The 25,944-nt window shown below is 56.0% G+C and carries 27 protein-coding genes and 1 pseudogene; 11 read left to right on the plus strand and 17 right to left on the minus strand.

Going from position 1 to position 25,944, the window contains the following annotated elements:
• Positions 1-160 precede the first annotated feature (160 nt).
• From VB780_RS31315 to VB780_RS03590, 4 genes and pseudogenes are all read left to right on the plus strand, one after another.
• Positions 161-316, plus strand: a pseudogene (locus tag VB780_RS31315) (DUF2283 domain-containing protein); the annotation flags it as partial.
• Between the two features lie 117 nt (positions 317-433).
• The gene (locus VB780_RS03580) at positions 434-1,315 is read left to right on the plus strand and encodes a GIY-YIG nuclease family protein (RefSeq protein ID WP_323349768.1); all 882 of its coding nucleotides are present in this window, start codon (positions 434-436) and stop codon (positions 1,313-1,315) included.
• A gap of 460 nt (positions 1,316-1,775) precedes the next feature.
• On the plus strand, positions 1,776-2,282 hold the full coding sequence (locus VB780_RS03585) for an HNH endonuclease (protein WP_323349769.1): 507 nt from the start codon (positions 1,776-1,778) through the stop codon (positions 2,280-2,282).
• A gap of 50 nt (positions 2,283-2,332) precedes the next feature.
• The gene (locus tag VB780_RS03590; protein ID WP_323349770.1) at positions 2,333-2,866 is read left to right on the plus strand and encodes an HNH endonuclease; all 534 of its coding nucleotides are present in this window, start codon (positions 2,333-2,335) and stop codon (positions 2,864-2,866) included.
• 290 nt (positions 2,867-3,156) lie between these two features.
• Here the strand turns inward: VB780_RS03590 and VB780_RS03595 are convergent, their stop codons facing one another.
• The 12 genes from VB780_RS03595 to prfB all read right to left on the minus strand — a co-directional run bounded on the left by VB780_RS03595 (position 3,157) and on the right by prfB (position 13,167).
• The gene (locus tag VB780_RS03595; RefSeq protein WP_323349771.1) at positions 3,157-3,420 is read right to left on the minus strand and encodes a hypothetical protein; all 264 of its coding nucleotides are present in this window, start codon (positions 3,418-3,420) and stop codon (positions 3,157-3,159) included.
• Positions 3,421-3,435: 15 nt separating this feature from the next.
• Positions 3,436-4,746 carry an aminopeptidase P N-terminal domain-containing protein gene (locus VB780_RS03600; RefSeq protein ID WP_323349772.1) on the minus strand — a complete coding sequence of 437 codons (1,311 nt, stop codon included), beginning with the start codon at positions 4,744-4,746 and terminating at the stop codon, positions 3,436-3,438.
• 100 nt (positions 4,747-4,846) lie between these two features.
• A complete protein-coding gene (locus VB780_RS03605) occupies positions 4,847-5,614 on the minus strand; it encodes an MBL fold metallo-hydrolase (RefSeq protein WP_323349773.1) in 768 nt (255 codons plus the stop codon).
• A gap of 299 nt (positions 5,615-5,913) precedes the next feature.
• Positions 5,914-7,557, minus strand: a complete 1,644-nt coding sequence (gene crtI, locus VB780_RS03610) for a phytoene desaturase family protein (protein WP_323349774.1) — start codon at positions 7,555-7,557, stop codon at positions 5,914-5,916.
• A gap of 111 nt (positions 7,558-7,668) precedes the next feature.
• Positions 7,669-8,208: a Uma2 family endonuclease gene (locus tag VB780_RS03615; protein ID WP_323349775.1), complete on the minus strand. Its 540-nt coding sequence runs from the start codon at positions 8,206-8,208 to the stop codon at positions 7,669-7,671.
• 70 nt (positions 8,209-8,278) lie between these two features.
• The gene (locus VB780_RS03620) at positions 8,279-8,854 is read right to left on the minus strand and encodes a Uma2 family endonuclease (protein ID WP_323349776.1); all 576 of its coding nucleotides are present in this window, start codon (positions 8,852-8,854) and stop codon (positions 8,279-8,281) included.
• Positions 8,855-9,001: 147 nt separating this feature from the next.
• Entirely contained in the window at positions 9,002-9,607 is a 606-nt protein-coding gene (locus tag VB780_RS03625; RefSeq protein ID WP_323349777.1) for an aminodeoxychorismate/anthranilate synthase component II, read from the minus strand.
• Positions 9,608-9,640: 33 nt separating this feature from the next.
• Entirely contained in the window at positions 9,641-10,105 is a 465-nt protein-coding gene (locus VB780_RS03630) for a diacylglycerol kinase family protein (RefSeq protein ID WP_323349778.1), read from the minus strand.
• Positions 10,106-10,177: 72 nt separating this feature from the next.
• The gene (gene ybeY / locus VB780_RS03635; protein ID WP_323349779.1) at positions 10,178-10,696 is read right to left on the minus strand and encodes an rRNA maturation RNase YbeY; all 519 of its coding nucleotides are present in this window, start codon (positions 10,694-10,696) and stop codon (positions 10,178-10,180) included.
• Positions 10,697-10,701: 5 nt separating this feature from the next.
• On the minus strand, positions 10,702-10,905 hold the full coding sequence (locus tag VB780_RS03640; protein ID WP_323349780.1) for a DUF3285 domain-containing protein: 204 nt from the start codon (positions 10,903-10,905) through the stop codon (positions 10,702-10,704).
• A 71-nt stretch (positions 10,906-10,976) separates the two neighbouring features.
• Positions 10,977-11,960 carry an isopenicillin N synthase family dioxygenase gene (locus VB780_RS03645; protein WP_323349781.1) on the minus strand — a complete coding sequence of 328 codons (984 nt, stop codon included), beginning with the start codon at positions 11,958-11,960 and terminating at the stop codon, positions 10,977-10,979.
• Positions 11,961-12,041: 81 nt separating this feature from the next.
• A protein-coding gene (prfB, locus tag VB780_RS03650) for a peptide chain release factor 2 (protein ID WP_416349197.1) occupies positions 12,042-13,167 on the minus strand; the annotation gives its coding sequence in 2 pieces (ribosomal slippage) (positions 12,042-13,091 and positions 13,093-13,167; 1,125 coding nt in all).
• Positions 13,168-13,350: 183 nt separating this feature from the next.
• On the opposite strand from prfB, the gene VB780_RS03655 reads away from it, so the two are divergent.
• A complete protein-coding gene (locus tag VB780_RS03655; protein WP_323349783.1) occupies positions 13,351-13,923 on the plus strand; it encodes a Uma2 family endonuclease in 573 nt (190 codons plus the stop codon).
• 96 nt (positions 13,924-14,019) lie between these two features.
• Here the strand turns inward: VB780_RS03655 and VB780_RS03660 are convergent, their stop codons facing one another.
• Positions 14,020-14,784, minus strand: coding sequence for a hypothetical protein (locus tag VB780_RS03660; protein WP_323349784.1), 765 nt, complete (start codon positions 14,782-14,784; stop codon positions 14,020-14,022).
• Between the two features lie 534 nt (positions 14,785-15,318).
• Positions 15,319-16,791: a phosphoglucosamine mutase gene (gene glmM / locus VB780_RS03665; RefSeq protein WP_323349785.1), complete on the minus strand. Its 1,473-nt coding sequence runs from the start codon at positions 16,789-16,791 to the stop codon at positions 15,319-15,321.
• Positions 16,792-16,882: 91 nt separating this feature from the next.
• Here glmM and VB780_RS03670 point away from each other — a divergent pair, with 91 nt between their 5' ends.
• A complete protein-coding gene (locus VB780_RS03670; RefSeq protein ID WP_323349786.1) occupies positions 16,883-17,365 on the plus strand; it encodes a DUF309 domain-containing protein in 483 nt (160 codons plus the stop codon).
• A gap of 776 nt (positions 17,366-18,141) precedes the next feature.
• Positions 18,142-18,933, plus strand: a complete 792-nt coding sequence (locus VB780_RS03675; protein WP_323349787.1) for an IS5 family transposase — start codon at positions 18,142-18,144, stop codon at positions 18,931-18,933.
• Between the two features lie 135 nt (positions 18,934-19,068).
• Here VB780_RS03675 and VB780_RS03680 read toward each other — a convergent pair whose 3' ends face one another.
• The gene (locus VB780_RS03680; protein WP_323349788.1) at positions 19,069-19,770 is read right to left on the minus strand and encodes a 2,3-bisphosphoglycerate-dependent phosphoglycerate mutase; all 702 of its coding nucleotides are present in this window, start codon (positions 19,768-19,770) and stop codon (positions 19,069-19,071) included.
• A 166-nt stretch (positions 19,771-19,936) separates the two neighbouring features.
• On the opposite strand from VB780_RS03680, the gene VB780_RS03685 reads away from it, so the two are divergent.
• The 4 genes from VB780_RS03685 to VB780_RS03700 all read left to right on the plus strand — a co-directional run bounded on the left by VB780_RS03685 (position 19,937) and on the right by VB780_RS03700 (position 24,104).
• On the plus strand, positions 19,937-21,379 hold the full coding sequence (locus VB780_RS03685; protein WP_323349789.1) for a protein adenylyltransferase SelO: 1,443 nt from the start codon (positions 19,937-19,939) through the stop codon (positions 21,377-21,379).
• A 132-nt stretch (positions 21,380-21,511) separates the two neighbouring features.
• The gene (locus tag VB780_RS03690) at positions 21,512-21,838 is read left to right on the plus strand and encodes a DUF3082 domain-containing protein (protein ID WP_323349790.1); all 327 of its coding nucleotides are present in this window, start codon (positions 21,512-21,514) and stop codon (positions 21,836-21,838) included.
• 94 nt (positions 21,839-21,932) lie between these two features.
• Entirely contained in the window at positions 21,933-23,432 is a 1,500-nt protein-coding gene (locus tag VB780_RS03695; RefSeq protein ID WP_323349791.1) for a cryptochrome/photolyase family protein, read from the plus strand.
• 216 nt (positions 23,433-23,648) lie between these two features.
• Positions 23,649-24,104: a hypothetical protein gene (locus tag VB780_RS03700; protein ID WP_323349792.1), complete on the plus strand. Its 456-nt coding sequence runs from the start codon at positions 23,649-23,651 to the stop codon at positions 24,102-24,104.
• A gap of 160 nt (positions 24,105-24,264) precedes the next feature.
• On the opposite strand, the gene VB780_RS03705 is transcribed toward VB780_RS03700, so the two are convergent.
• Positions 24,265-24,720, minus strand: a complete 456-nt coding sequence (locus VB780_RS03705; protein ID WP_035985320.1) for a Fur family transcriptional regulator — start codon at positions 24,718-24,720, stop codon at positions 24,265-24,267.
• A gap of 114 nt (positions 24,721-24,834) precedes the next feature.
• Positions 24,835-25,551 (minus strand): 16S rRNA (uracil(1498)-N(3))-methyltransferase, encoded by a 717-nt coding sequence (locus VB780_RS03710; protein ID WP_323349793.1) that lies wholly within the window; start codon positions 25,549-25,551, stop codon positions 24,835-24,837.
• Positions 25,552-25,944 lie beyond the last annotated feature (393 nt).

Consider the following 25,944-nt stretch of genomic DNA (forward strand, 5'->3'; position numbering starts at 1 on the left):
GCGGCCATCATAATTTACATAAAGAGTATGACTATGATGGCGACAACAGGCACTGGTCTGTTAGACGGTGATAGGCAAAATGGTTGTAGTGCAATTACTCCAGAGCCGCAAGCTAAAAATCCTGCAAGCATCTAACCAAGCCAGTTGAGACTATGACGACGAAGCGGATGTCTTGTACCTATCGGTAGGTGAAGCTCGTCCTGCCATTGCGATCGATATTGGCGATGGGATTGTGCTTCGCTATGACGAAGCAACCCAGGAAGTTGTTGGGTTAACGGTGGTTGGATTACGAGCCAAACTTGCGAAGGCAGCCTAGCTTGACTGCAAATATTGATGCTCACCTGTCACTTACAATTGTGGCTAAACTATTTAAGTATCCTTGAAAAGGATGGGAATACTAAAGGCGCAGTAGCACCTTATTAGGTCTAAGTGGATGGAGTGGCAGGATTGGAAGTGCGTTGACTTTTTGGAGCGCGGTAGGCTTCCAGCAGAATCAGGGATTTATGTAGTTGTAGATAGTGAAAACTTTGTCTGGTATGTGGGTAAAGCTAGAAATTTACAAAATCGATGGTTAGGCCGAGGCCATCACCGTTACCCACAGTTAATCAGATCTAACAAAAAGTTACGGCACCGAATCTATTGGAAAACAGTACTCACACTAGAACTTGACGAAAAGGAACAGTTTTACATAAGATTATTTGAACCCGAGCTGAATGGGCGGAAGGTAAAAAATTACCTTCCTAAAGAAGCTGAGGTAAATCGAGAAATAAAGCGATTACTAAAAGTTTTAAATAAAAATACTTTTTTATTCCCGGTCATTCGTTCCATTATTGCCGGAGAATACACAGACGATTTAGGCAATCGCTGTGTCGTCGTCGTCACAAATCTCAATGACTTTTCTATTTTAGCTAAATCAAGCCGAAAAAGATATTCTCAAAAAGTCAGAAACTCCTGGATAGAGCTAGAAACCTACTGCGCTTCTGATGAGAAAGAATATAAACCGCTAATAGTTCCCGCCTATACTTTTCAAGGTTATCGCTTTGAATTTATTGCGGTACCAGAGATTATTTTTTATTTTGAGGATTCATTCGACGAGCGGATCCGGTGGTTGCAGGAAATAGACATGTTTGACGTGCCCATAAAAGCATTGAAAGGACTTGGTTTTTTTAAAAACTTAAACCTGGAGGAAGCTTACGGGTTTGTCTCTTCAGATAATAAGCGAACTTTTAAAGATGTGGCATATTTAAAGTACATCAGTTCAGATTTAAGCTTTATATCTCAAGAAAGCCAAAGCTTCACATTGCCTGCCAAGTAAAACCTATAATCGGCCAACCCTAACATCAAGAGCCAACTTGAGAACAGCCTTCGCAGCTACCGTTAGACCGCTCGCGCCCATCATAAGCCTGAGGAAGTCATAAGCAAACTTCTTGTCTTCTTCCTGCATGCTCTGAAGGCCAAAGCGAAGGCATAGCGATAAGCACAGGCCAGCCATAATCAGGAAGAGAGATTTCTGATTCTTTTCAAGTGCCCGAGTCTGCGCGGCATTTATTTCCTCAGCCGCCGAGAGACGCTTTTCGAGGCCAACGAGTTGAGAGTACCTACAAAACCACATTTTTCGATTCCTGCTAAAATTGAATAGCATGTTAAAACGGTGTCGCCCAGCTTCAGCTGGGCTTTCTAATTCTTAGATATATACAACCGTACAAAATAGGTTGACCAGACTTGCTTGGGTGCTTTGTGAGAGTTTAGGGGCATAGTTTTTACATGCAAAAAATATGCACTTTAATTCCGCTAAACTCGCTGAGCTTAGAGAGGAGATAAAATCTCTTTCTCCCCTAGAAGGAGCTTTAAGATATTTCGAGGCTAAGCTCCCAGAACTAATCGCAAACCAGCCCGTTGGCGGTTGTTGGGACTATCACCGAAAAGACCCAGATGGCTATGGCTTATTGAACGCTTTCGGCAAGAGCTATCGACTTCATCGCCTAAGTTATTTCTTCTTCAATGGCCCGCTAAAAGATAGTGAGTGGGCACTACATCGCTGCAACAACCCAAGTTGCTGGAGACCTGACCACTTGTACAGCGGTAATGGCGCTGACAACGCAGCCGATCGAATCGCTGCTGGGGCCGTCCGCGGCAAGTTGCCTGATGAGGTTGTCTTTGAAATCAAGCGACGGATTGCCGAAGGTGGTACCAACGGTTTCATTGCTAAGGAGTTCGGGGTATCCCCAAGCTGTGTCAGCCACATCCGCTTGGGCAAGCGAAGAAAAGACATCGCTGCTTAAGACCAAACAGCCGGGCCTTCCCGGCTTTATTTTATTTAAAGGATAATTTTATGAGTATTCAAACCCTAAGCTTTAAGCGCGTTGAACTACCTGTAACCGAATGGGAGAAACGCCTGTGGAACAGAGTAGTTAAGGGTGAACGGGACGAGTGTTGGGAATGGCAAGGTACCCGTAACCAGAAAGGCTACGGCACATTTGTAATCCGTATCAATGGCAAGCAGATAAGGTTTATTGTCCATCGTCTAAGTTACGCTCTAGAGCACAATCATGACCCTGGAAAGCTGTTCACATGTCACCGCTGCGACAACCCTCCTTGCGTCAATCCTCATCATCTCTTTCTAGGAACAGCTCGCGACAATAATCTCGATGCGTTCCGCAAGGGCAGAAATCAAGTGGTAGGGGCCTACGCCAAATCTGGCGAGGACAATGTTAGAAGCGTATACACGCGCGAGCAAGTAGCCGAGATGAGAAAGCTCGCCAATGAGGAAGGATGGGGAGTACCTGAGCTGCGCGCAGAGTTTGGGGGCTCGCGGGGAGGTGTGCACGCAATCCTCAGCGGTGCGAATTGGAAGAATATTGCTTAGTCTAGTGGGGTCTCTTTTTTGGACTAGCGTTGGCCTATTTTTTATGGTAGCCTAATCACAAATGACCCCATTTACGGAATCCTGTCCCTAGATTGCAAAGGGTTCTATTAAGTTTTACAAAAATAATTCTTGTGTAGGGCTGCTTGTAAGGCAGGCGCTCTACCAACTGAGCTAATCGCCCGTGCTGCATTTGCAGTTTTATATTCTAGCAGAGGATGGGGACTGTTTGCGCGATCGCCCCACCAACTTTCTCTAAACTCACAGGCCTTCTCACCCGTCAAAATATGGCCCTAATGTTTGCCTTCAAAATACTGATACCACACCCAGTTGCCCGCTACTGTTAGTGTCAGGGTTGTGCCGCCTCCGGCCCAGCCCAGGGTTGGGTTGTAGCCACTGCGGGCCAGATTGGTCATCCACAGGTGGGTGAGATCGCTGCCCACCAGCCCATCGGCGATCGCCGGAAAGAGGTACATCAGCGCTGCTCCCACAATCAGCCAGCCCACCATAGAGGCCAGCAGAAACACGGTTTTTGCAGTTGATTGAGTGCCAATCATGGTTTCACCAATTCCTCAACGTTCCATATCTTCTAGGGCTTTGGGCACGGCTGCGGTCAGCACCTCACAACCGTTCTCAGTCACCAACACATCGTCTTCGATGCGAATGCCAATACCCCGCCAGCGATCGTCAATTTGAGGCTGCCCCTCCACTGGCTCGTAGGTGGGAGAGATGTAGATCCCTGGCTCGACGGTGACTACGTTGCCCACTGCAAAGGGCTTCCAGGTTTTGTCGGGGTTGCGCAAAATGCCCGCGTCGTGGACATCCAGCCCGAGGAAGTGCCCCGTGCCGTGCATGAAAAAGGCCTTGTGCTTTTTCTCTTCAATCAGGGTGTCCACATTGCCCGACAGCAGACCCAGTTCCACCAGTCCCTCGGTGATCGTGCGGGTGGCGGCATCGTGAAATTCGTTGAAGGGGGCACCGGGTTTGACGGCGGCGATCGCCCGCAGCTGTGCCTCCAGCACCAGTTCATACAAAATCCGCTGTTCGTCGCTAAAGCGCCCCCCCACCGGAAAGGTGCGGGTGATATCGGCGTTGTAGTAGTCGTAGGCGCAGCCCGCGTCGATCAGCAGCAGGTCCCCCTCTTGCATTTGGCAGTTGTTTTCGACATAGTGCAGAATGCAGGCGTTCACCCCCGAGGCCACGATGGAGGTGTAGGCTGGCCCCATCGCCCCCTCCAGGCGAAAGATGTGCTCCATCTCGGCCTGAATTTCGTACTCGTAGCGACCGGGGCGGGTGATGTCGTGGGCGTGGTTGTGGGCTTTGGCGGCGATCGCGATCGCCCGTCTCAACAAATCCAGCTCCTCTGCCGACTTCACCCGCCGCAGGGTCTGCATCATCATGGTAGCGTCTTCGATCGCAACGGGGCCGGTGCCGCGCTTGTAGTAGGTGGCCAGCAGCCGCTGCCAGTGGCGCATCACCTTGTTATTGAGCGCCTGGTCGTGGCCGAAGTGGTAGTAGAGGCGATCGGCCTTTTCTAAATACTTGGGCAGGTGCTCGTCGAGTTCGGCGATGGGGTAGACCTCGTCGGCCCCAAACTTTTCCTTCGCTTTTTCGACCCCGACCCGGTAGCCCGACCAGGTCTCTTTCTCAGGATCCTTAGGCCGCACAAACAGCACAAATTTGTGTTCGTCGTGGTGGGGAGCCAGCACCGCTACCGCTCCAGGCTCATTAAAGCCGGTCAGGTAGTAAAAATTGCTGTCTTGGCGAAAGGGGTAGTCCACATCGTTGTGCATCACCGCTGGGGGGGCACTGGCGAAGAGGGCCGTGCCGCCGCCAATCAGTTCCATTGCACGCTGACGACGGTGGGCGTAGGAGGTTGCCATGGCGAGGGGAAAATTTGGTAGGGGTGGCGATCGGGTTTCTGTTGTAAATGCTAAGGAATATTGGCTTTCACCGCAGAACCGCGATCGCTGGGGCAGAGATTTAAGCTCTGGGATATTGGTAGACCTGAATGCGCATCCCCTGGCTGGGCAGGTCGTTGGGCCGTACGCCCAGGGAGCCGCTGGTGGCGCGGGTTACCGGCGTACCCTGCATCAGGCTTAAAAACTCATCCACGGGGGAGAGTTCGCAACTCTCGCCAGCAACGGTGGTCAAGTAGTGAGTTGGAATAGCAATTTTAGGCTTGAGCACCTGTACCGCCTGGACGGCTTCAGCGGCCGTGTAGGCCTTGGGGCCACCGCCCACGGGCACCAGCATAACGTCGGGACGACCCAGCAAAATTTGCTCTTCTACGCCCAGGGGTGCGGCGGCTCCGCCCATGTGGATGATGGTAACGCCGCCCTGGGTCCACTTCCAGACGGTGTTGTTGCCGAAGCGCCGCCCGCCCTGGCGATCGTGGGGGGTGAGAATGCCCTGCACTCGCAGGTTTTCAAAGTCGTAGACGCCGGGGTCGGTGAGCACGCGCGGTTCGCCGGGCAGGCCATCAAGATAGCCTTCGTCGAATAGGCGGCTGCTGATCATGACAATATCGGCGGGCACAGCCGGAGAGGGGAAGCCTGCCGTGCAGCCAATGCGGCGAAAGGGGTTAACCAAAATACGCCGGCCGCCGCCGGTAAAGAGAAAGGCCGTGTGGCCCAGGCTGCGAATGGTGACGCCTGCGGTCTGGGCCTGGGCTGCGGAGTCTACTAGCCTTAGCCCCAGGGTGGCACCCAGCCCTGCCCCTGCGTAACCCAGTAGTTGTCGCCGTTTCATGACTCTCTTACTCCCACACAGTACGTATAGCTTTGGCTAGCCTAGTGTAGACCGCAAACCGCTGGTTTATTGCTCCATTTTGAGCCAGCCATGGAACTGGACATACCAAGTTTGGATTTTGGATTTGGCAGCTTTAGGTTTGTCGATGCCTAGGGGGCTAGAGGGTGTGTTAGCGAACCCTAACCCTGCGCATTCCCCAGGCTAGTCATAGACCGCGATGCACCGCTTACAGTAGTGGGTATCTCGATCAACCTGCACTAGTAGCGGGTGGGCACTGCCCACCCTACATTGGCTCTGATCTAGCGAACGCTCAGCTCGGGGCTGGCTTTACCGCTGACGATCGCCCCATCCACGCCATAATCTTCGGCAACCAGCCGCGCCGTCATTTTGGCCGACATCATCACGCTGGGGGTGCCCGCACCGGGCTGGGTGCCTGCTCCCACCAGGTACAGACCGTTGATGTCTTCGCTGCGGTTGTGGGGGCGGAAAAAGGCCGACTGCACTAGCAGAGGCTCAAGGCCAAAGGCATTGCCCGCGTAGGCGTCGAGGGTGTTTTCAAAGTAGTCGGGGGTGACGTAGCTGTGGCACACCAGCCGCTCCCGCAGGTTGGGCAGGTAGCCACGCTCATCGAGGAAGTCGAAGACGATGTCGCGCAGGCGATCGCCCATCTCGTTCCAGTCAATGCCCGACTTGTTGTTGGGCATTGGCAGCAGGGTATAGGCGGCGTGATGTCCGGGCGGCGCTAAGGAGGGATCGGTGAGGCTGGGCAGGTGCAGGTACTGAGAAAAATCCTTGGGGAAGATCTTGCGGCCAAAGATATCCTTCAGCAGCTCCTCGTAGCGGGGGCCGAGAATGATGGTGTGGTGGCGCAGTTTGTCGGTTTCGTTGCCGTCGGCTTTAAAGCCAAAGTAGATCACAAACACCGACATCGACTGCTGGGACAGCTTCACCCGCAGGTCGCTGTTCCAGAAGCGGTACTTGGAATCGATCAGTTTGCCGTAGGTGGTGGCCCAGTCGGCATTCGATACGACCACATCGGCGGTCATCGTCAGGCCGTCGCCCAGGGTGACGCCTGTGGCGACCTTCTTGCCGTCCTTGCGGGTGACGTTGATTTGAGTCACGGGGGCGTTGTACTTGATCTTGCCGCCCAGATCCTCAAACTTCTTCACAAAGCCCTGCACCAGCGCCCCGGTACCGCCCATGGCAAAGTGGATGCCCCAGGTTTTCTCGACAAAGTGGATCATGGCGTAGATGGCGGGCACCGACAGGGGGTTGCCGCCCACCAGCAGCGGCTCAAAAGTAAACACCTGGCGCAGCTTGTCGCTTTTAAAGTAGCGGCTGCTAAAGCGGAACAAGTTGCGCACGGCGTCGAGCTTGAGCAGGTCGGGAGCGACCTTGAGCATGGTGCCGACATCGCCAAAGTGGGTGTAGCCCAGCTCTAAAAAGCCCCGCTCAAAGATCGCCCGCGACTGCTCGTGGAAGCGCTCGTAGCCCTCCAGGTCGCCCGGTTCGCCCAGTTCTAGAATTTGCCGATGGGTGTTTGCTTCGTCGCCGTCGTAGTCAAAAAACGTGCCGTCGTCAAAGTAGATGCGGTAGAAGGGCAGAATGGGGACAATCTGCACGTAGCGGCTGGTGTTGGGGCCGCCCGAAATCCCTTCTTTAATGCGCTTGTTTTCGTCAACGATGGTGGAGGGAAAGTCTTCGGCGGTGAGGTTGGCGCGATCGCGCTCCAGCGAAAACAGCTCTTCAATAAAGTGAGGCACCGTGATCACCGTTGGCCCCATGTCAAAGGTGAAGCCCTGTTCGCGGCGCACGTAGGCCCGCCCACCAGGGGCATCCAGTGCCTCGACGATGGTAGTGTCAAACCCCAGACTTTGCAGGCGAATACCCATGGATAGCCCGCCGACCCCAGCCCCAATCACGATCGCCTGCTTCCGGCCCATGCTTGACTCCTGAGAGATCTGTTACAAACGTTAATAACTTGTTCGTATTCTACTACTCTTGGTTCCTGTCGTACGGCCCCAAGCCGCTGCATACACGAATATTCGACTCTCCTAGCGCTGCTGCGACAGCGCCATAACAGCATCTACCGTGAACCCCTCCAGCGTCCCTAACGTTGGCAGCGGATCGAGGCCAGCACAGATAATCGGCAGTTCTGCCCCTTGCCACACCCAAATTTGTTGCCGCTGAATATCAATTAACCAGGCCAGTTGAGTCCCGTTGGCTAGGCAGTGCAGAATTTTGGCCTGCAATTCTAGAGTGCTCTGGTTTGAAGAGCGGATTTCAACTAACCAGTCTGGTGCCCCCTGCAAGGGGCCATCTGTTTCGGGTAGACGGTCACTGACCACAATCACAATATCGGGTACAGGCGATAGCGGTGGCACAATGCAGCGCAGTTCTTGAATCGCCTCATAGACAGTGGTTTGGGCGTTAATGGCGTTGACCAGGTTGCGCTGGAGGCGAGAGTGATAAAGAGTGGGCATGGGTTTTTGCTGGGCCTGCCCATGGATAAATTCCCAGGCTGGGGAGCCGTCGATATTGTCCTGGTTTAGAAATGCTTCTAGAGGACTAGTGATAATAGGCGATTGCGCCATAGCTTAACCCCTCTGGTAGGGTGGGCACTGCCCACCATTTAAGACCGGTGTGCCGACGTTGTACTGCCACCTAACCCCGCACGTTAAACAGGCGGGCCACCCCGTACGCAAATCCCGGCAGCAGCTCTGAGGTAATTGTGTCCTGGGCCAAGAGGGTAGTGGTTAAGGTCAGCTGTGCCTGCTCACGGCGGTAGATCTCGATGCGCTGGGCGGTGCGATCGACGATCCAATATTCCAAGACACCTTGAATGGAGTAGAGCTTGAGCTTGGCAGAACGATCACGGTCTTCGTTAGCTTTACCCGGAGATAACACTTCTACGACCAACTCTGGTGATCCCTGGAAGTGGCCTGCCTCGTCTTGAATTTGGGCTATCCGCTCGGTGCTTGCCCAGACTACATCAGGAGAAACATTGTCGGCATCAGAGAAAATCAGCCCCGGCATAATAGATGCCTCGCCTTGGCCAGAACTGAAAGCCCAGTTATCCAATGCGGCAAAAATACGGCCAGCCAGCTGCTGGTGCTTGTGGTGGGGCGACCTAGTCACAAACAGCTCTCCATCAATAATCTCGTAGCGAACCCACTCATTTTCAGGGAGCGCTTCGATGTCTTTGGTGGTCCAGCGAACTGGGCTTTTGGCAACGCTCATGGCTGAGAACCCTGGAAAAGCTGTAGCTCTAATTGTAGTTGGCGAGTTGGTTTGGGTGAGTAGGTGACCTTTAACAGCAGAGGCCTCAGCTAGATTCTGCGCAGTGATCCTATGAGACCATCATCCTAATGGTGGGCGGTGCCCACCCTACGCTGCGACAGGCACCGGCAGCGATACCAAAAAATTTCGCAGGATTTGCAGGCCTGACTCGGTGAGAATGCTTTCGGGATGGAACTGCACCCCTTGCAGGTGCGGATAGTCGCGGTGCTGCACGCCCATAATGGTGCCGTCTTCGACCCAGGCGGTAATTTCGAGGACATCAGGGCAGGTGGGGCGATCGATCACCAGGCTGTGGTAGCGGGTAGCCAAAAAGGGATTCTCTAGACCGGCAAACACGCCCTCGCCAGTGTGGAATACGGGGGAAGTTTTGCCGTGCATGAGCTCGGCGGCGCGCACCACGTTGCCGCCAAACACCTGACCGATGCTCTGGTGGCCCAGGCACACGCCGAGGATGGGCAGGGTGGGGCCAAGCTTTTCGATGATCTCCAGCGAAACCCCTGAGTCATCGGGGGTGCCAGGGCCGGGGGAGATGACGATGCCATCGGGCTTTAGAGACATGATCTCATCCACGGTGATTTCGTCGTTGCGAAACACGCGCAGGTCGTTCGCCACCGGCAGTTCAGCCCCCAGTTCGCCTAGGTACTGCACCAGGTTGTAGGTAAAGCTGTCGTAGTTGTCGATGACCAAAATCATGGATGCAGGCAGAATAGGGCGAGAAAAGAGAGGCTAAAAGAATTGGGGTTGCAGGAGCCGCCACAGGGGCGGCAGCAGCAGGCAGGCGGCGACCGAAACCGAAATCAGCGCCGAAATCAGCACGGCGGCGGCGGCGCAGTCTTTGGCGATCTTAGCGAGTTCGTGGTAGGTCTGCTCGACGGTGAGATCGACCACCGACTCTAGGGCGGTGTTGACCAGCTCCATGGTGAGCACAATGCCGCAGGTGAGAATAATGACCGCTAGTTCTACCGGGGCAAGGCCCAGGGCGATCGCCAAACTGACCGCAAAGCTACCGACCACCACATGAATGCGAAAGTTGCGCTGGGTGCGAAAGGCGTAGGCCGCTCCCTGCCAGGCATACCTAAAGCTCACTAGCAGATTGGTGGCTACCTTCCAGGAGAGCGATCGGTTTACCGGGCTGAGGTTGGCCTCCGGTACCGACACCGCTGTCTCAGATTTTTCGCTGTAGAGGGTCATAGATAACTACTGATAGAAGCCATTGGGCGATATGCCCCTATACCGTACCGTGGAGAGCGAATCAGGGCTAATCTAGCCTACTTTTTCAGACTTTAACCCAGCGGCGGTGAGCAATTCGCTTTGTTTATCCAGCATTGCCACTAGGCTCGGGTCATCGGGGTGATCCCAGCCCAGCAGGTGTAGGAATCCGTGGGCGGCTAGCCAGGCTGTTTCCCAACGCAGGGAGTGACCTGCTTCTGCGGCTTGGCGGGCAGCGGTGTCTAGGGAAATAATAATGTCGCCCAGATAGAGGGGTTCTGTGGTCAGCAGTTCGTCTATCTGAGGAAAATCGGTTTCGAGGGCGGCGAAGGAGAGCACGTCGGTGGGCTGGTCGAGATGGCGAAACTGGTGGTTGAGGGCGGCGATCGCCCTGTCGGTCGTCAGCTTGAGCGACAGCTCGTAGGCCCCAATCGGCGACCCTTCCAGGGCCATCTGCTGGCCCCACTGGGTAAACCAGGTCTCCCAATCGTCAGTCGATATTATTTCGGCATCGGGATGCTCTGGGTCTAGGGCCACCTCTAGGGTAGGCAGGGGGAAAAGCGTTGCAGTCATAGGAATTAACGGGTCAGGTAGGCTAAGCCCACCAGCAGGCTCAGCAGAGCAGTCACAGTCAGCGAAAAGTGAAACAGCGACTTGCCGCCCTTCTTAACCATGTTGCGCATGGCCAATTTGACAAAACTGGGGGGCGCTTCAGCAGACGATGGGGCCGAGGGCGGCTGAGGGGTGGCGGTCGGGTCTAAAGTAGTTGGATCTTGGCTCATAGGAAACGTTGCAGTGCGGATAGCTTTAATGTACCGGGTTTTCTGGGTGGGTAGCGGGGGAGAACGCCCATTCAATAGGTGGCCTGTAGGCGGCTCAGCAAGTAGTCCCCCGCTGTAATGGGTGGATGCTTGGGTGGGTTGTTTGGCCCCTGACAGGTGGGCAGGCAGGTGATTAGAGCTTCGGAGTCGGGCTCGCAGAAGAAGGCGATGGAGTAGCGATGGTTGAGAACCGGCCCTGCGGGGCCATCGCGCCCGGCCTTGTCTACCTGGGGTAGCCCTACCCGGTGCTGGGTCGAGCGAAACACACCGTTGCTCCAGCGCTCGGTCAAGTCTCCGGTGTTGATTAGCACGGCACCGGGAATAGCTGGGGCTGAAATCCACTCTCCCTGCGTGCTGAGCACTTCCAGGCCGCCCACGTCATCCTGAAACAGCAGGGTGAGGGTGCCGTAGTCGGAGTGCGCCCCGGCTCGAATTTGCCCTGGTTTGGGGAGGCTGTTCAAAGGCGGATAGTGCAGCAGCCGGAGGGTGTAGTTGCGAGTCGTGTGTCGGTTGAGAAGAAAGTCTTCTGGCATCTCCAGAGCTAGGGCAAAGGCGCGAAACAGCCTGGCCGCCGCTGTCGCACAGGCGTTAAAAAAATCGGTCAGGGTGGTGCGAAAGTCAGCCTGACCAGCAGGCCAGAGATTCTGCACCGGAGGAATGCCTAACCTATTAGCTTCCTCGGCGCTGACCTCTCGGCCCAGGTTAAAGGCCTCTTTGAGATCGCCGGGCTGGGTTTCGTCCAATCGCTCTCGCTCTAGGCCGATGTAGCCCCGGTTGCTGACTTCGCTGGCCCAGGCGATCGCCTGTTTCTCGGCCAGAGGCAGGGCAAAGAACTGCTGCGATCGCGCAAAAACCCCCTCTATCGCCGCCTGGGGAATGCCGTGGTGGGTGAGATAGAGAAACCCCACCCCATGGCAGGCTCGATAGATGTCAGCGGCCACCTGGGCCTTACCCGCCGGGTCACTGGCCCAGAACGGTGAAAAATCGATCACGGGAATATTGCCTTGCGTGCTCACGGCCCTGGTTCTCTGACGGCATAAAGCGTTCTGTGGTGGGTAATGTCCGCCCTCCGGTGGCTTCAGGGTATCGCTGGCGGTTTAGACCGTCTGTTCCTGAAGAACCTGGTTTTCTTGACGGAGGTAGGCCTGAATGAAGGCTTCGAGATCCCCAGCCATCACGTCATCGATCGCCGTGGTTTCAACCCCGGTGCGCAGGTCTTTGACCAGCTGGTAGGGATGAAACACGTAGTTGCGAATTTGGGCACCCCAGCTGGCTTCGACCATGTCGCCGCGAATTTCGGCGATCGCCTGGGCCTGCTGCTCTTGAGCAATAATCAGCAGCTTGGCCTTAAGAATGATCATGGCCTTCTCGCGGTTTTGCAGCTGCGATCGCTCCTGGGTGCAGCGCACCGAAATCCCTGTGGGCAAGTGGGTAATGCGCACCGCCGTCTCCACCTTGTTGACGTTCTGGCCCCCCGCCCCACCCGATCGCGAGGTCTTGATCTCCAGGTCTTTTTCGGGAATATCCAGCTCGATGTTTTGATCGAGAATTGGCATGATCTCGACCCCGGCAAAGCTGGTCTGGCGCTTGCCGTTGGCATTAAACGGCGAAATCCGCACCAGGCGGTGGGTGCCCTTCTCCGACTTGAGGTAACCGTAGGCGTATCGCCCGGTGATCTCGAGGGTGGCCGATTTGAGACCGGCTTCTTCACCTTCCGATATTTCGACCAGGTGTACCTGGTAGCCCTGGCGCTCGGCCCAGCGGGTGTACATGCGCAGCAGCATCTCAGCCCAGTCTTGGGCGTCGGTGCCCCCCGCTCCAGCGTTGAGGGTCAGTACAGCCCCTTTTTTGTCGTAGGGGCCAGAGAGCAGCTGCTGTAGCTCCCACTGGTCTAGCTCCTGGCTGAGGCTGGTAACGGTGGCCTGGGCTTCTTGAAAGAGAGAGTCGTCCTGATCTTCTTGCAGCAGTTCGAGGATGGCAATGGTGTCGTCGAGGCTGGTTTGCCAGGTGGTGAGCTGGCTGAGGCTGGCCTTGTAGTCGCTCAGCTCTTGCAGGGTGTCTTGGGCTTTGCTCTGGTCATCCCAAAACTCGGGCTGGGCGGCGACCTGCTCTAGGTCTTGAATGCGGGCTTCAAGGGCAGGGATGTCAAAGATACTCCTGGGTTTTACCCAGGCGATTGGTGAGTTCGTCAAGCTCGCGCTTGAGGTCGGTGGTGTCGATCATGGTGTGAGGTAATTAGCTCGGAAAATCACTATAGCGAATGTTGGTAGAGGGATGAGCAGAGATTAGGCTGGGCATCGCCCACTGACTGTGCGACCAATTCCCTGCCTATAGCTTGGGCACTGGCCACTACAATTAAGTCATCGGTTAGATAACTGGCATAACCGCACCAGGGAGGTTAACCCGATGGTTCAAACCCCTACTCAATATCTGGCTCAGCAAGACTTTGAACAACTTTGCCTAGAGCACCCCGATCGCATGATCGAACGTACTGCCCAAGGAGAATTGGTAGAGGTGGCCCCTGTAGGAGGAGAAGGCAGCAGCCAAGAGGCCGATTTAATTGGAGACCTGATCATTTGGAATCGGCAAACCAAGTTGGGCAAAGTATTTAGCTCTCAAGGGGCTTTCAAGCTGCCCTTTGGCTCAACCCGTGCCGCTGACGTCGCGTGGGTTCAGTTAGAGCGCTGGGAAGCCCTCACCCCTGAGCAACGGATTGGTTTCCCACCAATTTGCCCTGATTTTGTCATTGAGCTGCGTTCTCAATCCATCTCCAACGGCATCATTAAGCCGCAATCTTTGGCAGAACTGCGCACCAAAATGGCTGAGTACCTGGCCAGCGGGTTATGCCTAGGTTGGTTGATTAACTCTCACGATCAGCAGGTTGAAATTTATCGGGCTGGGCAAGCTGTTCAAGTAGTTTCCATGCCTACTCTTTTGTCTGGCGAAGACGTGTTGCCCAATTTTGAACTTCAAGTTTGACTCTTCTAACCCAACTCCAACGTTTGGGTGCGTGGTCTTCGTCGTCCCGTAGGCGAGCTGCACTACTGTGTTTGCCCAAGGCCTTGCTTTGGCCACCTAAGCCGCCTTAAAAAAACGAATGATTTCGCGCACGTGTTCTAGAAACTGGCCGTCGGCGCTGAGCTGAGCGATCGCCTGCTGTCCCTCTAACGCCAATCGCTGGTGCTCCGTTTGATTGGTAGCAGTCAGGGTCATGACTTCCGTAGTGAGAACTGTGAGATCCTGCCTTAAAGCCTGGCGCTGGCGCTGCTCGGTGGCGGCCCAGGAGGCGGGGTCGTCGGTGTTGAGCTGGGTGGTGAGCTGCTCTAGCTTGGTTTCGGCCTGGGTGAGGCGATCGCGCAGCTCCACCACATCTTCGCGCGGGTACTTAAACTGCTGCTGAATGGCGGCAATGCGGGCGGCGAAATACTGGTAGGTGCGAACGGCGGGGCGCAGACCGCTGAGCAGTAGGGCGGCGGCAGAGCCCCAGTAGCCGAGCTGGCTAATTCCTGTACTGGCTAGAAAGTATAGGCCCAGGGCGGTGAGCAGGTGCAGACCGAGGACGAGGCGCAGCGACCAGCGGGCCAGCGATCGCACGTAGTCGATCTGGCGATTGTCTACCGCGATGCCGTTTTCTGCCGATAGGTTGGCTTCGCTCAGCGCGCCCTTGGCCTCAAAGTAAATGTTCCAGGGCACGGTGGTAATCGTCAGTAGCCAGCCAAAGCTGGCCAAACCCACCACCCAGTCGGCGAAGTTGCCCACAGGAATCTGCCACCACTGGGCCAGGCCAAAAATGCCCAGCAAAAGTACCACCAACACCAGGCTAAAAAAGCTTGCCACCATCCCTAGGCTCCAAACGCAATTAAGGGGCAAATAGATTAGGGAAACATCCCCGCCTATCTGCCCCTATGCTGGCCGCTATAGCTTGTCTGAGCGTGGCCGCTATACCGGTTTTTCAGCTGTTCCTGGCTGGCCCTTGGACAGGGTGATGGCTGACAGATTAGAGGGCGTTTGAAAAGTGATTTGCTGTAGTTTTAGTCACCTGCCGATCCCCCCTGCCCCCCTTAAAAAAGGGGGTAAAAGTCCCCCTTTTTAAGGGGGACTTAGGGGGATCTCCACTTTTTCTACAAGAAATAGGACTTTTCAAACATCCTCTTAGCTCGACTTTATCCAAATGCTAGAACCCTTACACGGCACTGGCTCTGGCAGGCCGGATTTTCTCTAGACTTTTCAGTATGTCAGTCAAACATGGCATGTCTGAAAAAGTTTGGCTCTCCGACTGCGATCCAGGCACCGCCGAAAATGGCTCCAATTTCAAATGGATAAAGTCGAGCTTAGATGCCTGGGTTTTTCCAAAAACCCAGGCATCTTGAGTGGCTACACCGCTAGATGCTGAGTGACGGCCTGCACAATGTGCTGAGTCCAGCGATCGACTAGGCCCGCGTCTGCGGCCTCGACCATGACTCGAATCACTGGCTCGGTGCCGGAGGGGCGCACGAGCACTCGACCCTCATTACCCATAGCCTGCTCGGCGGCAACTACAGCCTGGTGAACGGGAGCACAGTCTTGCCAGTTGAGGCGGCGATCGCGATCGACCACCATCACATTCTGTAGCTTCTGCGGATAGGTCTGGAAGCTGTCATCCACCAGGGCCGCTAGGGAACCCCCCAGGGATTGCACCAGGGTAGCCAGGTGCAGGGCGGTGAGAATGCCGTCGCCAGTCAGGCTGTAGTGGTGGCAGAGAATGTGGCCCGACTGTTCGCCCCCTAGCTTGGCCCCCCGGCTGACCATCTCGCTGTAAACATGCTGATCGCCCACTTGGGTGCGCACCAGGGTGCCGCCCAGTTTTTCCCAGGCGCGCTCAAAGCCCAGGTTGGCCATCACCGTAGAAATTAGGGTGTCGTTGGGCAGTCGTCCCTGCTCTTGCAGCCGCTTGCCCCAGAGATAGAGAATGTAGTCGCCATCGACCACGCGGCCTTGGGCATCCACCGCCATCACCCGGTCGGCATCGCCGTCGAAGGCAAAACCCAGATCGGCACCGTGGGCCTGAATGGCAGCCTTTAGGGGTTCTAAATGAGTCGAGCCGCAGTCTACATTGATGCGATCGCCGTCGGGGGCAGCGTGCAGAGCAATTACCTCGGCCCCAGCTTCCACAAACACCTGCTCAGCCAGGCGAGTGGCAGAACCCCAGGCCATGTCGAGTACCACCTTCATGCCCGCCAGGTCGAGGCCGGGCAGCAGGGGCTCGTGCAAGAAGCTGGCGTAGCGGTTGACGAGTTCGGGGCGGTAGTAGCACTGACCCCAGGTGGTTCCTGGGGCGATCGCCGTAGCCTGGCCCCTTAAGGCCACTTCAATCGCCGATTGCACGCTGCTGGCTAGCTTAGTGCCATCGCCGCCAAAAAACTTGATGCCGTTGTCGGCGGGGGGGTTGTGGCTGGCCGAAATCATAATGCCGCCCAGGGCCTGGCACGACTCGGCCAGGTAGGCCACAGCGGGGGTCGGGCAGAGCCCAATGTGCCACACATCTAGCCCGGCGGAGGTTAGCCCGGCAGAGAGGGCCGAGGCCAGCATGTGCCCAGAGGTGCGGGAGTCTTGGCCTAAGATGACCGGCCCGTCGGTTAAACCTTGGGCCTGCATGATTTGTCCGGCCCAGTAGCCAATTTCCATCGCCAGGGGAGCGTTCAAAAGATCCCCGGCTTTGCCGCGAATACCGTCGGTACCAAACAAAGGGCCGGGAGGGAGTTGTAGACCGCCCAATCCCTTCGTAGACTGCTCAAAAACAACCTCAGAACCGCTGAGTTGCTGGCCAATGGGTACTGTGCCCGTCGGCCTCACCGGAGAACTGACCATGTTAATTTTCCTCACACCTCACACTCACTGTGGAGGATAACACCTCTGCCTTAGGATGGAACTATCCCTTTAGGCCAGTTCTGCCACCGCTATGGCCATTGATATCTCCAATGACAGTGTTGATCCCCGTCTAGGGGCAGGGGTGGCTCTGTTTAATCAGGGTGACTATTACGCCTGCCACGACGTGCTCGAAGCCATCTGGATGGAGGCTGATACCCTAGACAAGCCGTTTTACCAGGGCATTTTGCAGATTGCGGTGGGGCTGTATCACCTGGGCAACCACAATTGGCAAGGGGCCAGCATTCTGCTGGGGGAAGGGACAAACCGCCTGCGCCCCTTTGAGCCAGTCTACGGGGGCATAGATGTGGAGCGCCTTGTAGACTGCGGCTGGGCCTGGTTGATGGCCCTTCACCAGAGCGGCCCTGAGCGGGTGGCCGACGTAGCGGCGGTGGTACCCGAGGCCCAGCGAGAGCCACTGTTTGGGGTTGACGCAAAGACCGTAGTGGCGATCGCCGCAGACGATGGCTCGCTACCGCTACCGGCGCTGTACATATACCCTCTAGCTAGCTTATAGACCGCTGGGCGGCATCATAGAATGAAGCGCATCCAGCGGTTGGGGGAGTAGGCCAAAAAATAGGGTGCAGGGAGAACAGTCTCTGGCTCCAAGTCTGGCGTGGGGCGATCACACCAGTGCGCTGATTCGCTAAGCCTTTCAGCAGAATGGTGCTATGCAGAGAAGCAGGTAAGCACCGCAGAGACATATCAACAATTTGTTGACTTACCTAACACAACCCCGTTTGAACCCGTTAGGTAGATGCTCCTATAAGAGAGGACGTATGCTTTCTGTGCAACCCGTTAGGAATCTGTGATGGGCAAAAGGCACCCGTTCCCTAGGTAGAGGGCTTCCTAAAAGGGGAACCCAAAATTAACTAATGAGTGCCCATCCATAACAAATGCTTTCACGCTAGTTAATAACGCTAAAGCGTTACTTATAGATAGGTAGACAAAATCAACAAATGGGTTCACGTATTCAACAAATGGGTGCTCATTCACAATAAATGCTTTCGCGTTAGTTGCTAATACTAAAGTATTACTTATGGATGGGTAAGCAATATTAACTAACGGGTTCGCAATATCAACTAACGCCTTAGCAATATCAACAAATGCCTTGACTGTTCTTTGGAATAGGACACTATTTACCGTAAATGCTTGAATAAACCCGTAAGTGCAGAGTCCATTATCGCCCTATGTAAGAGGATATTTGAAAAGTATCAATTAATACCCATGTAGAGGAAAAGGCTTCCTAAGTATTAGGCTCAGATTAACAACCTCTGTAGCCATTCGGAAGCCATGACCTCAGCATATTCCAGCAGCCTAACGCGTGACCAGTGGGATCTCCTTTCATCTCTACTACCCGGCCCGAAAGCGACGGGTCGACCTCGAACGGTTGACCTCTACGACGTCATTAATGCCATTCTCTATCTCTTGACGACGGGCTGTGCTTGGGGGCTCTTGCCCGATGACTTTCCGCCCTATTCCACGGTCTACTACTACTTTCGCCAATGGAAAACCGATGGCACCTGGAAACGGGTGCATGACCACATTGTTGAGTGGGTGCGAGTGGTTGATGACCGCCCTAAGACGCCCAGTGCTGGGGCACTCGACTCCCAGAGCGTGCCGAGTGCGGTGATGGTGAACCAATCGGTGGGCTTTGACGGCGGCAAGAAAATCAAGGGTCGCAAGCGCTTTACCTTAGTTGACACCATGGGGTTATTGATTGCGGTGAAAGTCGTTGCCGCCAGTACCCCGGAACGCCAGGGGGCCAAGCAATTGATGCAAACCGTCAAGGAGGAACGGGAGTGCCTCCCCCGACTGACTCGCATCTGGGTCGATGGAGGCTTTTCTGGCGTTGACTTCCTCAAGACAGTCATCGACTGCTTTGGGCTGATTCTCGAGGTGGTGCTGCGTCCCCAAGAAAAGACCGGCTTTGTGCTGTTGCCCAGACGCTGGGTCGTGGAGCGAAGCTACGGTTGGTTGCACTGGTGTCGCCGTCTCAATGTCGATTATGAGCGCTTGCCCGAGTCCTCCGAAGCCCTCATCTACATCGCTATGACTCGGGTCATGCTGCGGAGGTTGGCTTGATTCCTTTGATACACGTCTCCGTGTTTTCAAATATCCTCTCAGCTATCCAAAGCCAGTGCGCGCTATCCAGCCTGCTCCATAGCTAAAGTTGCTGGTGGGCAATGCCTACCCTACGGTGCCGACAAGGGAAAATTATTATGCCAAGACTTGTTTGTTGGTAAACAGGCCTTCGGCATCTACGTCGTAGACAATCGGCACCCCCGTGGCCAGTTCTAGGCTGGCCACTTCGTCTTCGCTGAGGCGATCGAGCACCATCAAAATCGATCGCAGCGAGTTCCCATGCGCGGCCACCATTACATTCTTCCCGGCCTTTAGCTCCGGCAAAATCGCCGCTTCAAAAAACGGCACCGTGCGCTTTACCGTATCCTCCAGGCTTTCCCCCCCCGGCGGTCGCACACTGTACGATCGCCGCCAGAGGTGCACCTGTTGCGCCCCAAATTTTTCCGACATTTCGGCCTTATTCAACCCTTGCAGGTCGCCGTAGTAGCGCTCATCTAAAGCGGGGGAGCAAATAATTTTGAGTTCCTTGTCGGGATCGCCAATGTGGCGATCCCAGCCGTGCCAGTCGGGTTCTGCCGGGTCGTGCCAGATGTAGGGAATGCGGCCACCGCGCACCGCATCACACTCCGTCAGACAGACGATCGCCGTTTCGATCGCCCGAATCAGCATGCTGGTAAAACAGATATCGACGGTATACCCCCCGTCGCGCAGCTTGCACGATGCGATCGTTGCCTCCGCCCGGCCCCGCTCGCTCATGGGCACATCGACCCAGCCGGTGAACTTGTTAGCCGCATTCCACAGGCTTTGCCCGTGGCGAATCAAAATGAGTTTTGCCATAGGTAACGGCGGGGCCGGTTGAGGTAAATCGTCAGAGGGGGAGGCCCATCGCCCCTCCCTGCCAGCTTACCCGATGGTCAAGGCCACGTCTGGGAAACATCAAGCTTCAGGAATTTTTGCAATACTTTAGTAATATCCTTGTTGCTAAAGTAGTTTCCCCGCCACTATGACTGCCGCCAATCCCCTGCTCGCCCTCGACTACCTGCCCGCCCTAGAGGCTCTGGGGGATGACTACTACGATATTGTCGCTGCCGCCAAATTTCCAAAGCACATTCTGCGGTTTCGCAACGACGATGTGGTGCGGCAGCTCGGCCTCGACCCCGCCACCGTCAGCGACGCCGACTTTATCGAAGCCTTTGGCAAATTTCAGGGGCGCGAACCCTTTCTGGCCCTGCGCTACCACGGCTACCAGTTTGGCGAATACAACCCCTTCTTGGGCGACGGGCGCGGCTTTCTCTACGGCCAGGTGCGCGGTACCAACGGCACCCTCTACGACTTTGGCACCAAGGGCTCTGGCACCACCCCCTACTCGCGCGGCGGTGACGGCATGCTCACTCTCAAGGGCGGCGTCCGCGAGGTGCTGGCGGCAGAAGCGCTCCACGCCCTGGGGGTTAACACCTCCCGCGCCCTCAGCCTGGTCGAAACGGGGGAATCGCTCTGGCGCGGCGATGAGCCTTCGCCGACGCGATCGGCGGTGCTGGTGCGGTTTAGCCAGTCGCACATTCGCTTTGGCACCTTTGAGCGGCTGGAATACCTCAACCGCCCCGACCTGATCGCCAAACTGCTAGAGCATGTGATTGATATTTATTACCCTGAGGCGCGGCTGTTTACCGATGCCCAGGAGCGGTATTTACATTTTTATGAGGAACTGTGCGATCGCGTCGCTCGTCTCGCCGCCCAGTGGATGTCGGTGGGCTTCTGCCACGCCGTGCTCAACACCGACAACATGTCGATCACTGGGGAAAGCTTCGACTACGGCCCCTTCGCCTTTATGGATGGCTACGACCCCCGCTTCACCGCCGCCTACTTTGACTACGGCGGGCGCTACAGTTACGGCAACCAGCCGATCATCTGCCAAATGAACCTCAAGGCACTGCAAAAGCCCCTCAAGCTGATCATGCCTGAAGCGGATCTGGAAGCAGCTCTAGAACCTTTCAAAGATCGCTACGAAACCTACTACCGGCAGCGCATGCTCCGCAAATTGGGCTTTGAATCGCTAGCGGATGACCTGGCCACCACCCTCGTTAGCCAAACCATTGAGTTGCTTACTGCTGTAGAAGTGGGCTATCACGATTTCTTCCTCGGCCTCACTCAGCAGTTCTCCTCAACCTGGCGCGACGACCCTAGCCAAATCTTTAGCACAACTCTAGCAGCCTCAGATGCGGCGGCGATCGCCCCGCTTGAAACCTGGCGACAGACTTACCACCGCTGCCTGCAAAGTCTTGATGCAGGGAATATGGAAGGCGTCGCATCATTACTGCGACACACCAACCCCGCCACTGTACTCCTGCGCCCCGAAATCGAAGCCATTTGGGAACCCATCACTACCGACGACAACTGGCAACCCTTCTACGACTTGTTGAATAAGATCCAGCATCCGTTTGCGTAGGAATAGGCATTCTTTGGGTCGGCCTCGATCATGGTGGGCATTGCCCACCCTACAGCATCCCTTTTGACGGGGGTAGGCACGACCACCCCTAGGTAAACTGAGATACATAACATCTTCTGGATGATTAAACCCATGGCCGACGACCCCACCCCTAATCCCCTTGCCCCGCCTCCTACCGCTAAAATTCTCCAGTGCTTTAGCGGTTCTTTTGTAGCGGGCACCATTGCCATCCTCGCCTACCGCATGATGCTGTCGATCGCCGCCAACTTTGCGGCTCGGCCCGTTCTATCAGACAACCCAGCGGTGGTAAATATTTCATCAGCCGTGCGCACCCTGGTCGTCGGCATGGCTGCTCTCGGCGCTGGCATCTTTGGCCTAGCCGCCGTGGGGATATTTTTGCTGGGAGTTCAGCTCCTCTTTCAGCGCCTCACCGGGCGACCCTCTACCCTGCAAGATTAGCCGCTGCTTCCTCACCCACCGGCCCATCCACTTACCTAGCCCTTCGCTGGCCCCTGCGTAACAATGAAGCAGGCAACTTTAAGGATGCAGCGCCATGAGTATTGGGGTTTGGGTACTGGGCAATCAGCTGTGGCAAGACCAGGCCGCCCTAGCTAGCTGCAAGGGCAAAGACGCCCCGATTCTATTGATAGAATCTCAAACCTTTGCGGAAGAACGGCCCTACCACAGGCAAAAGCTGGTGCTGGTGTGGTCGGCCATGCGCCACTTTGCCGACGAGCTGAAGAGTGCGGGGTGGGCCGTTACCTACAGCATTTGCGACGACACCGAAGCTGCCCTACGCCAGTGGATTGACGATCAGAACATCACCGAACTGCGGATCATGGATCCGGTAGATCATCCATTCACCGCCTGGCTGAATGGACTAGATTTGTCCTGCAAACTCACGATTCTCGACAACAACCTTTTTCTCTGGAGCACCGCTGACTTCAACGACTGGGCCGACCAGCGCAAGGGACTGCTGATGGAGAGCTTTTACCGCGAAGGCCGCAAGCGCTTTGCCGTGTTGATGGAGGGCGACCAACCCATCGGCGGCCAGTGGAACTTTGACAAAGACAACCGCAAGCCGCCCAAGGGCAAGCTCAGCACTCCAACGCCTCAGTGGTTTGACCCCGACGCTACCACGCAATCTGTGATCGATAAGGTCGATAAGCTAGAAATCTCCACCTTTGGGGAAGCGACTCCCTTCAACTGGGCCGTCACCCGCGACCAGGCGCTGCAAGTGCTGGATGTATTCATTGCCGAACGGTTAGAGACCTTTGGCCCCTACCAAGACGCGATGGTCACAGGCGAAGACACCATGTGGCACGCCCTGCTGTCGCCCTACCTGAACCTGGGACTGCTGCACCCCTTAGAGGTGATTGAGCGGGCAGAGGAAGCGTTCGTCGAGCGCAACCTGCCATTGAACAGCGTGGAGGGCTTCATTCGCCAGGTGATGGGCTGGCGGGAATATATGCGCGGTCTATATACGCACTTTGATGCCGACTACGCCCAGCGCAACTGGTTTGAGCACCAGCAGCCCCTGCCTGAGTTTTTCTGGACTGGGGAGGTGGAGATGAACTGCCTGCACCAGGTGATCGATCAGATTCACCGCACCGGCTATGCCCACCACATCCAGCGGCTGATGATTCTCAGCAACTTTTCGCTAATCGCCGGGTTCACCCCCCAGGCGGTGGAAGACTGGTTTCACGCGGTGTTTATCGACGCCTACGACTGGGTGATGCAAACCAACGTGATCGGCATGGGCCTGTTTGCCGACGGCGGGCTGCTGGCCTCTAAGCCCTACGCCTCGTCGGCCAACTATGTAAACAAAATGAGCGACTACTGCAAGGGCTGTCGCTACAACCCCAAACAGCGCACCGGGGAAGACGCCTGCCCGTTTAACTTTTTTTACTGGGATTTTCTCCATCGCCATCGCGACAAGCTGCAGGCCCAGGGCCGCATGAGTTTCATTCTCAAGAACCTAGACCGGATGGACAGCGAGGAGCTAGATGCGATCCACCGGCAGGCGGCGGATTGGCACGAGGCCCACCCGTAACTAGAAGTTGTGTTTTGTGACGGTTTGGGGGTGCGATCGCAGCCCCCCCAGCCCAGAAAGTTAAAATTCAGAGGCGAAATTCCCTAGAGATCCCCCCTATCCCCCTTGTGAAGGGGGGTACTTGATTAGCCTTCTACAGCGAGAGTCTGGGGGGATCGGTTCTGATCAAAGCTCGCCTCAACGCAGCGAGCAATGCCGTAATCTCGACTAAATACTATGGTTCAAACCGCACCTCAGACCCCAGCCAGCACCCTGCCCGCCGACAGCTACGTGGTGGTGGGTCTGGCCACCTGCTACCTGCGCCATGAGGGTGAAACCCTCGAAATTCAGGTGCTAGAGCCAATTCCCTCGGCCTACCTCCAGTCGGTGCTCCAGGGCATCCCCACCTCCTATACCGCCATCTGCGGGGCCACCTTGGCCCAGGCCCAGGCCCTCGACCTGCCCGAAATTGCCGCCGACCCGGCCCAGCCCTGCGCCGACTTTGAAGAGCGCTTGCAGGCGGCCGCCCGCACCTACCAGTCGCGGCCCGAGGCGGTCAATCTGGTGCCCGTGGGCACCCTCAAGCGCGACCTCAACCACTCTACCGAGCGCAAGCGGGTACTCAACAGCCAGCGCAAAATCTCCAAAAACGACAACGTCAAGCAGCACAAATATACCCACGAAGTGCTGTAGGGGCAAACGGCTGTTTGCCCAGCGGGGTTGCATTAGTACAGGAGAGGGCTTGGCTTCACCTATGGTGCAGAGCCAAGCCCTAGTAAATTGATCCTGCGGTGGGCGGACGAACACCGTTCGCCCACTCCCAATGCGTGGGGAACCCTAGAACCACAACCCTCTAGATCGGCACGATGGAGCGCTGGCAGGTGGGGCAAATGCCGTGGATTAGCAGTTGGCAATCCAGAATGTGGTAGCCGGAGCGATCGGCGGTTTTGGCCCCCACCTTGAGTACTGAGTCATTTTTGAACTCGATGGTCTTGTTGCACCGCACGCAGATCAGGTGGTGGTGGTGGTGGGGGGCGGGTTGGTTGATCTCGTAGCGCTTTTGGCCCTCGGCCAGCTCTAGCTCGCGCAAAATGCCCATGCGCGCCATCAGCTTGAGATTGCGGTAGATGGTGGAGAGGCTGATCGGCTCTCCCTCTTTTTCGAGCAGCTCACAGAGATCTTCGGCGCTCAGGTGGGTGCTTTCAGGCAAATTCTGAAAGGTTTTGAGCATGGTCTCGCGCTGGGGAGTCATGCGCCAGCCGCGCTCGTTGAGTTCGGCTTTAAGGGCTGATGGAGTGTAAGCAGCCATGGCCTGGTTTCTCCCCGTTAGATTTCAATAACTAATCCTTAATGAGAATAGTAGCGAACTTTTTGGGGTATTTGCAATAATTTTTTGTTATTGAGAATGACTCCGAAGACTGCTTTAGATGTCTTTAGGTTTCTCTAGGGTGCGGGCGGCGGTGACCAGGGTGAGCGCGGCTAAAGGCGCTGTGACGGCTCGCAGAATGTGGGGGCCTAAGGAAACTGGCTGAAAGCCCGCTGCGATCGCCCCCTCCACCTCAGCCTCTGTCCAGCCCCCCTCGGGGCCAATGGCCACCACGGCGGGGATGGTGCGATCGGTAGCCTGAGCCACTGCCAGCAGGTGGGGAGCCTCGCCTCGCGCCACGCAAATCCACCGATTTCCCTCGATCGGCCCCTTGAGATAGTCTCGCCAGGGCACAGGGGCCAGGATTTTGGGCAGCAGCAGCCGTTCCGACTGTTCGGTGGCTTCGGCGGCGATGCGTTGCCAGCGCTCTATCTTCTTGGGGTTGGGCTGGTGCAGGGTTCGATCGCTAATCACCGGCTGTAGGGTGCTCACCCCCAGCTCAGTGGTCTGGCGCACCACATCGTCGAAGCCGCTGCCCTTGGGCAGGGCGATCGCCAGGGTAATCGAAGCCTGGGTCGCTGAGGCTGGGGCGGGTAGAAGGGCGATCGCGGCCACATCTGGCTGCGCTGTCAGGGTGGCTAGCCACTGCTGCCCCTGGCCGTCGAGGGCCACAAACTGCTGCCCAGCCCCCAACCGCAGCACTCGGTACAGGTAGTGCTGCTGGGTGCTGGTCAGACAAAGCTGGTCATCGACCACCTGATCAGGCTCCACCATTAACCGCTGCATCGGCCCCCCTTGGGTCTGTAGGGGGTAAAGGGTTGGTCGAGGCCATCCGCAATGCCACGATTCAAGCTACTCAGGTATGTCCTCTGGGCTTCGTTCTTCACAGTTCGTTCATGGGGATTCGTTCTTCGTTCTTCACGTTTCGTTCTTTTGCCCTAGTCGATGCCTTACCCCTTATACCGCAACCCCAAAACTAAGGCCCCCAGCTCGAAAGCTGGAGGCCCTGGTTTTTTAGATGGTTCAGTATAGTACGTCCCTTATAAGAGCTTTACGGCTCATGACTAATGTAGGGGAATCTACGTAAAGAAGAAATAAGCTGTTTATGAAGCTTCTTCCAACTTTTTGCGGAAGTTACCTAGACGTTGGCGCTATCCCTTGATATAT

This window comes from Leptolyngbya sp. CCNP1308 (genome assembly GCF_034932455.1).
Taxonomy (GTDB): domain Bacteria; phylum Cyanobacteriota; class Cyanobacteriia; order Phormidesmidales; family Phormidesmidaceae; genus Nodosilinea.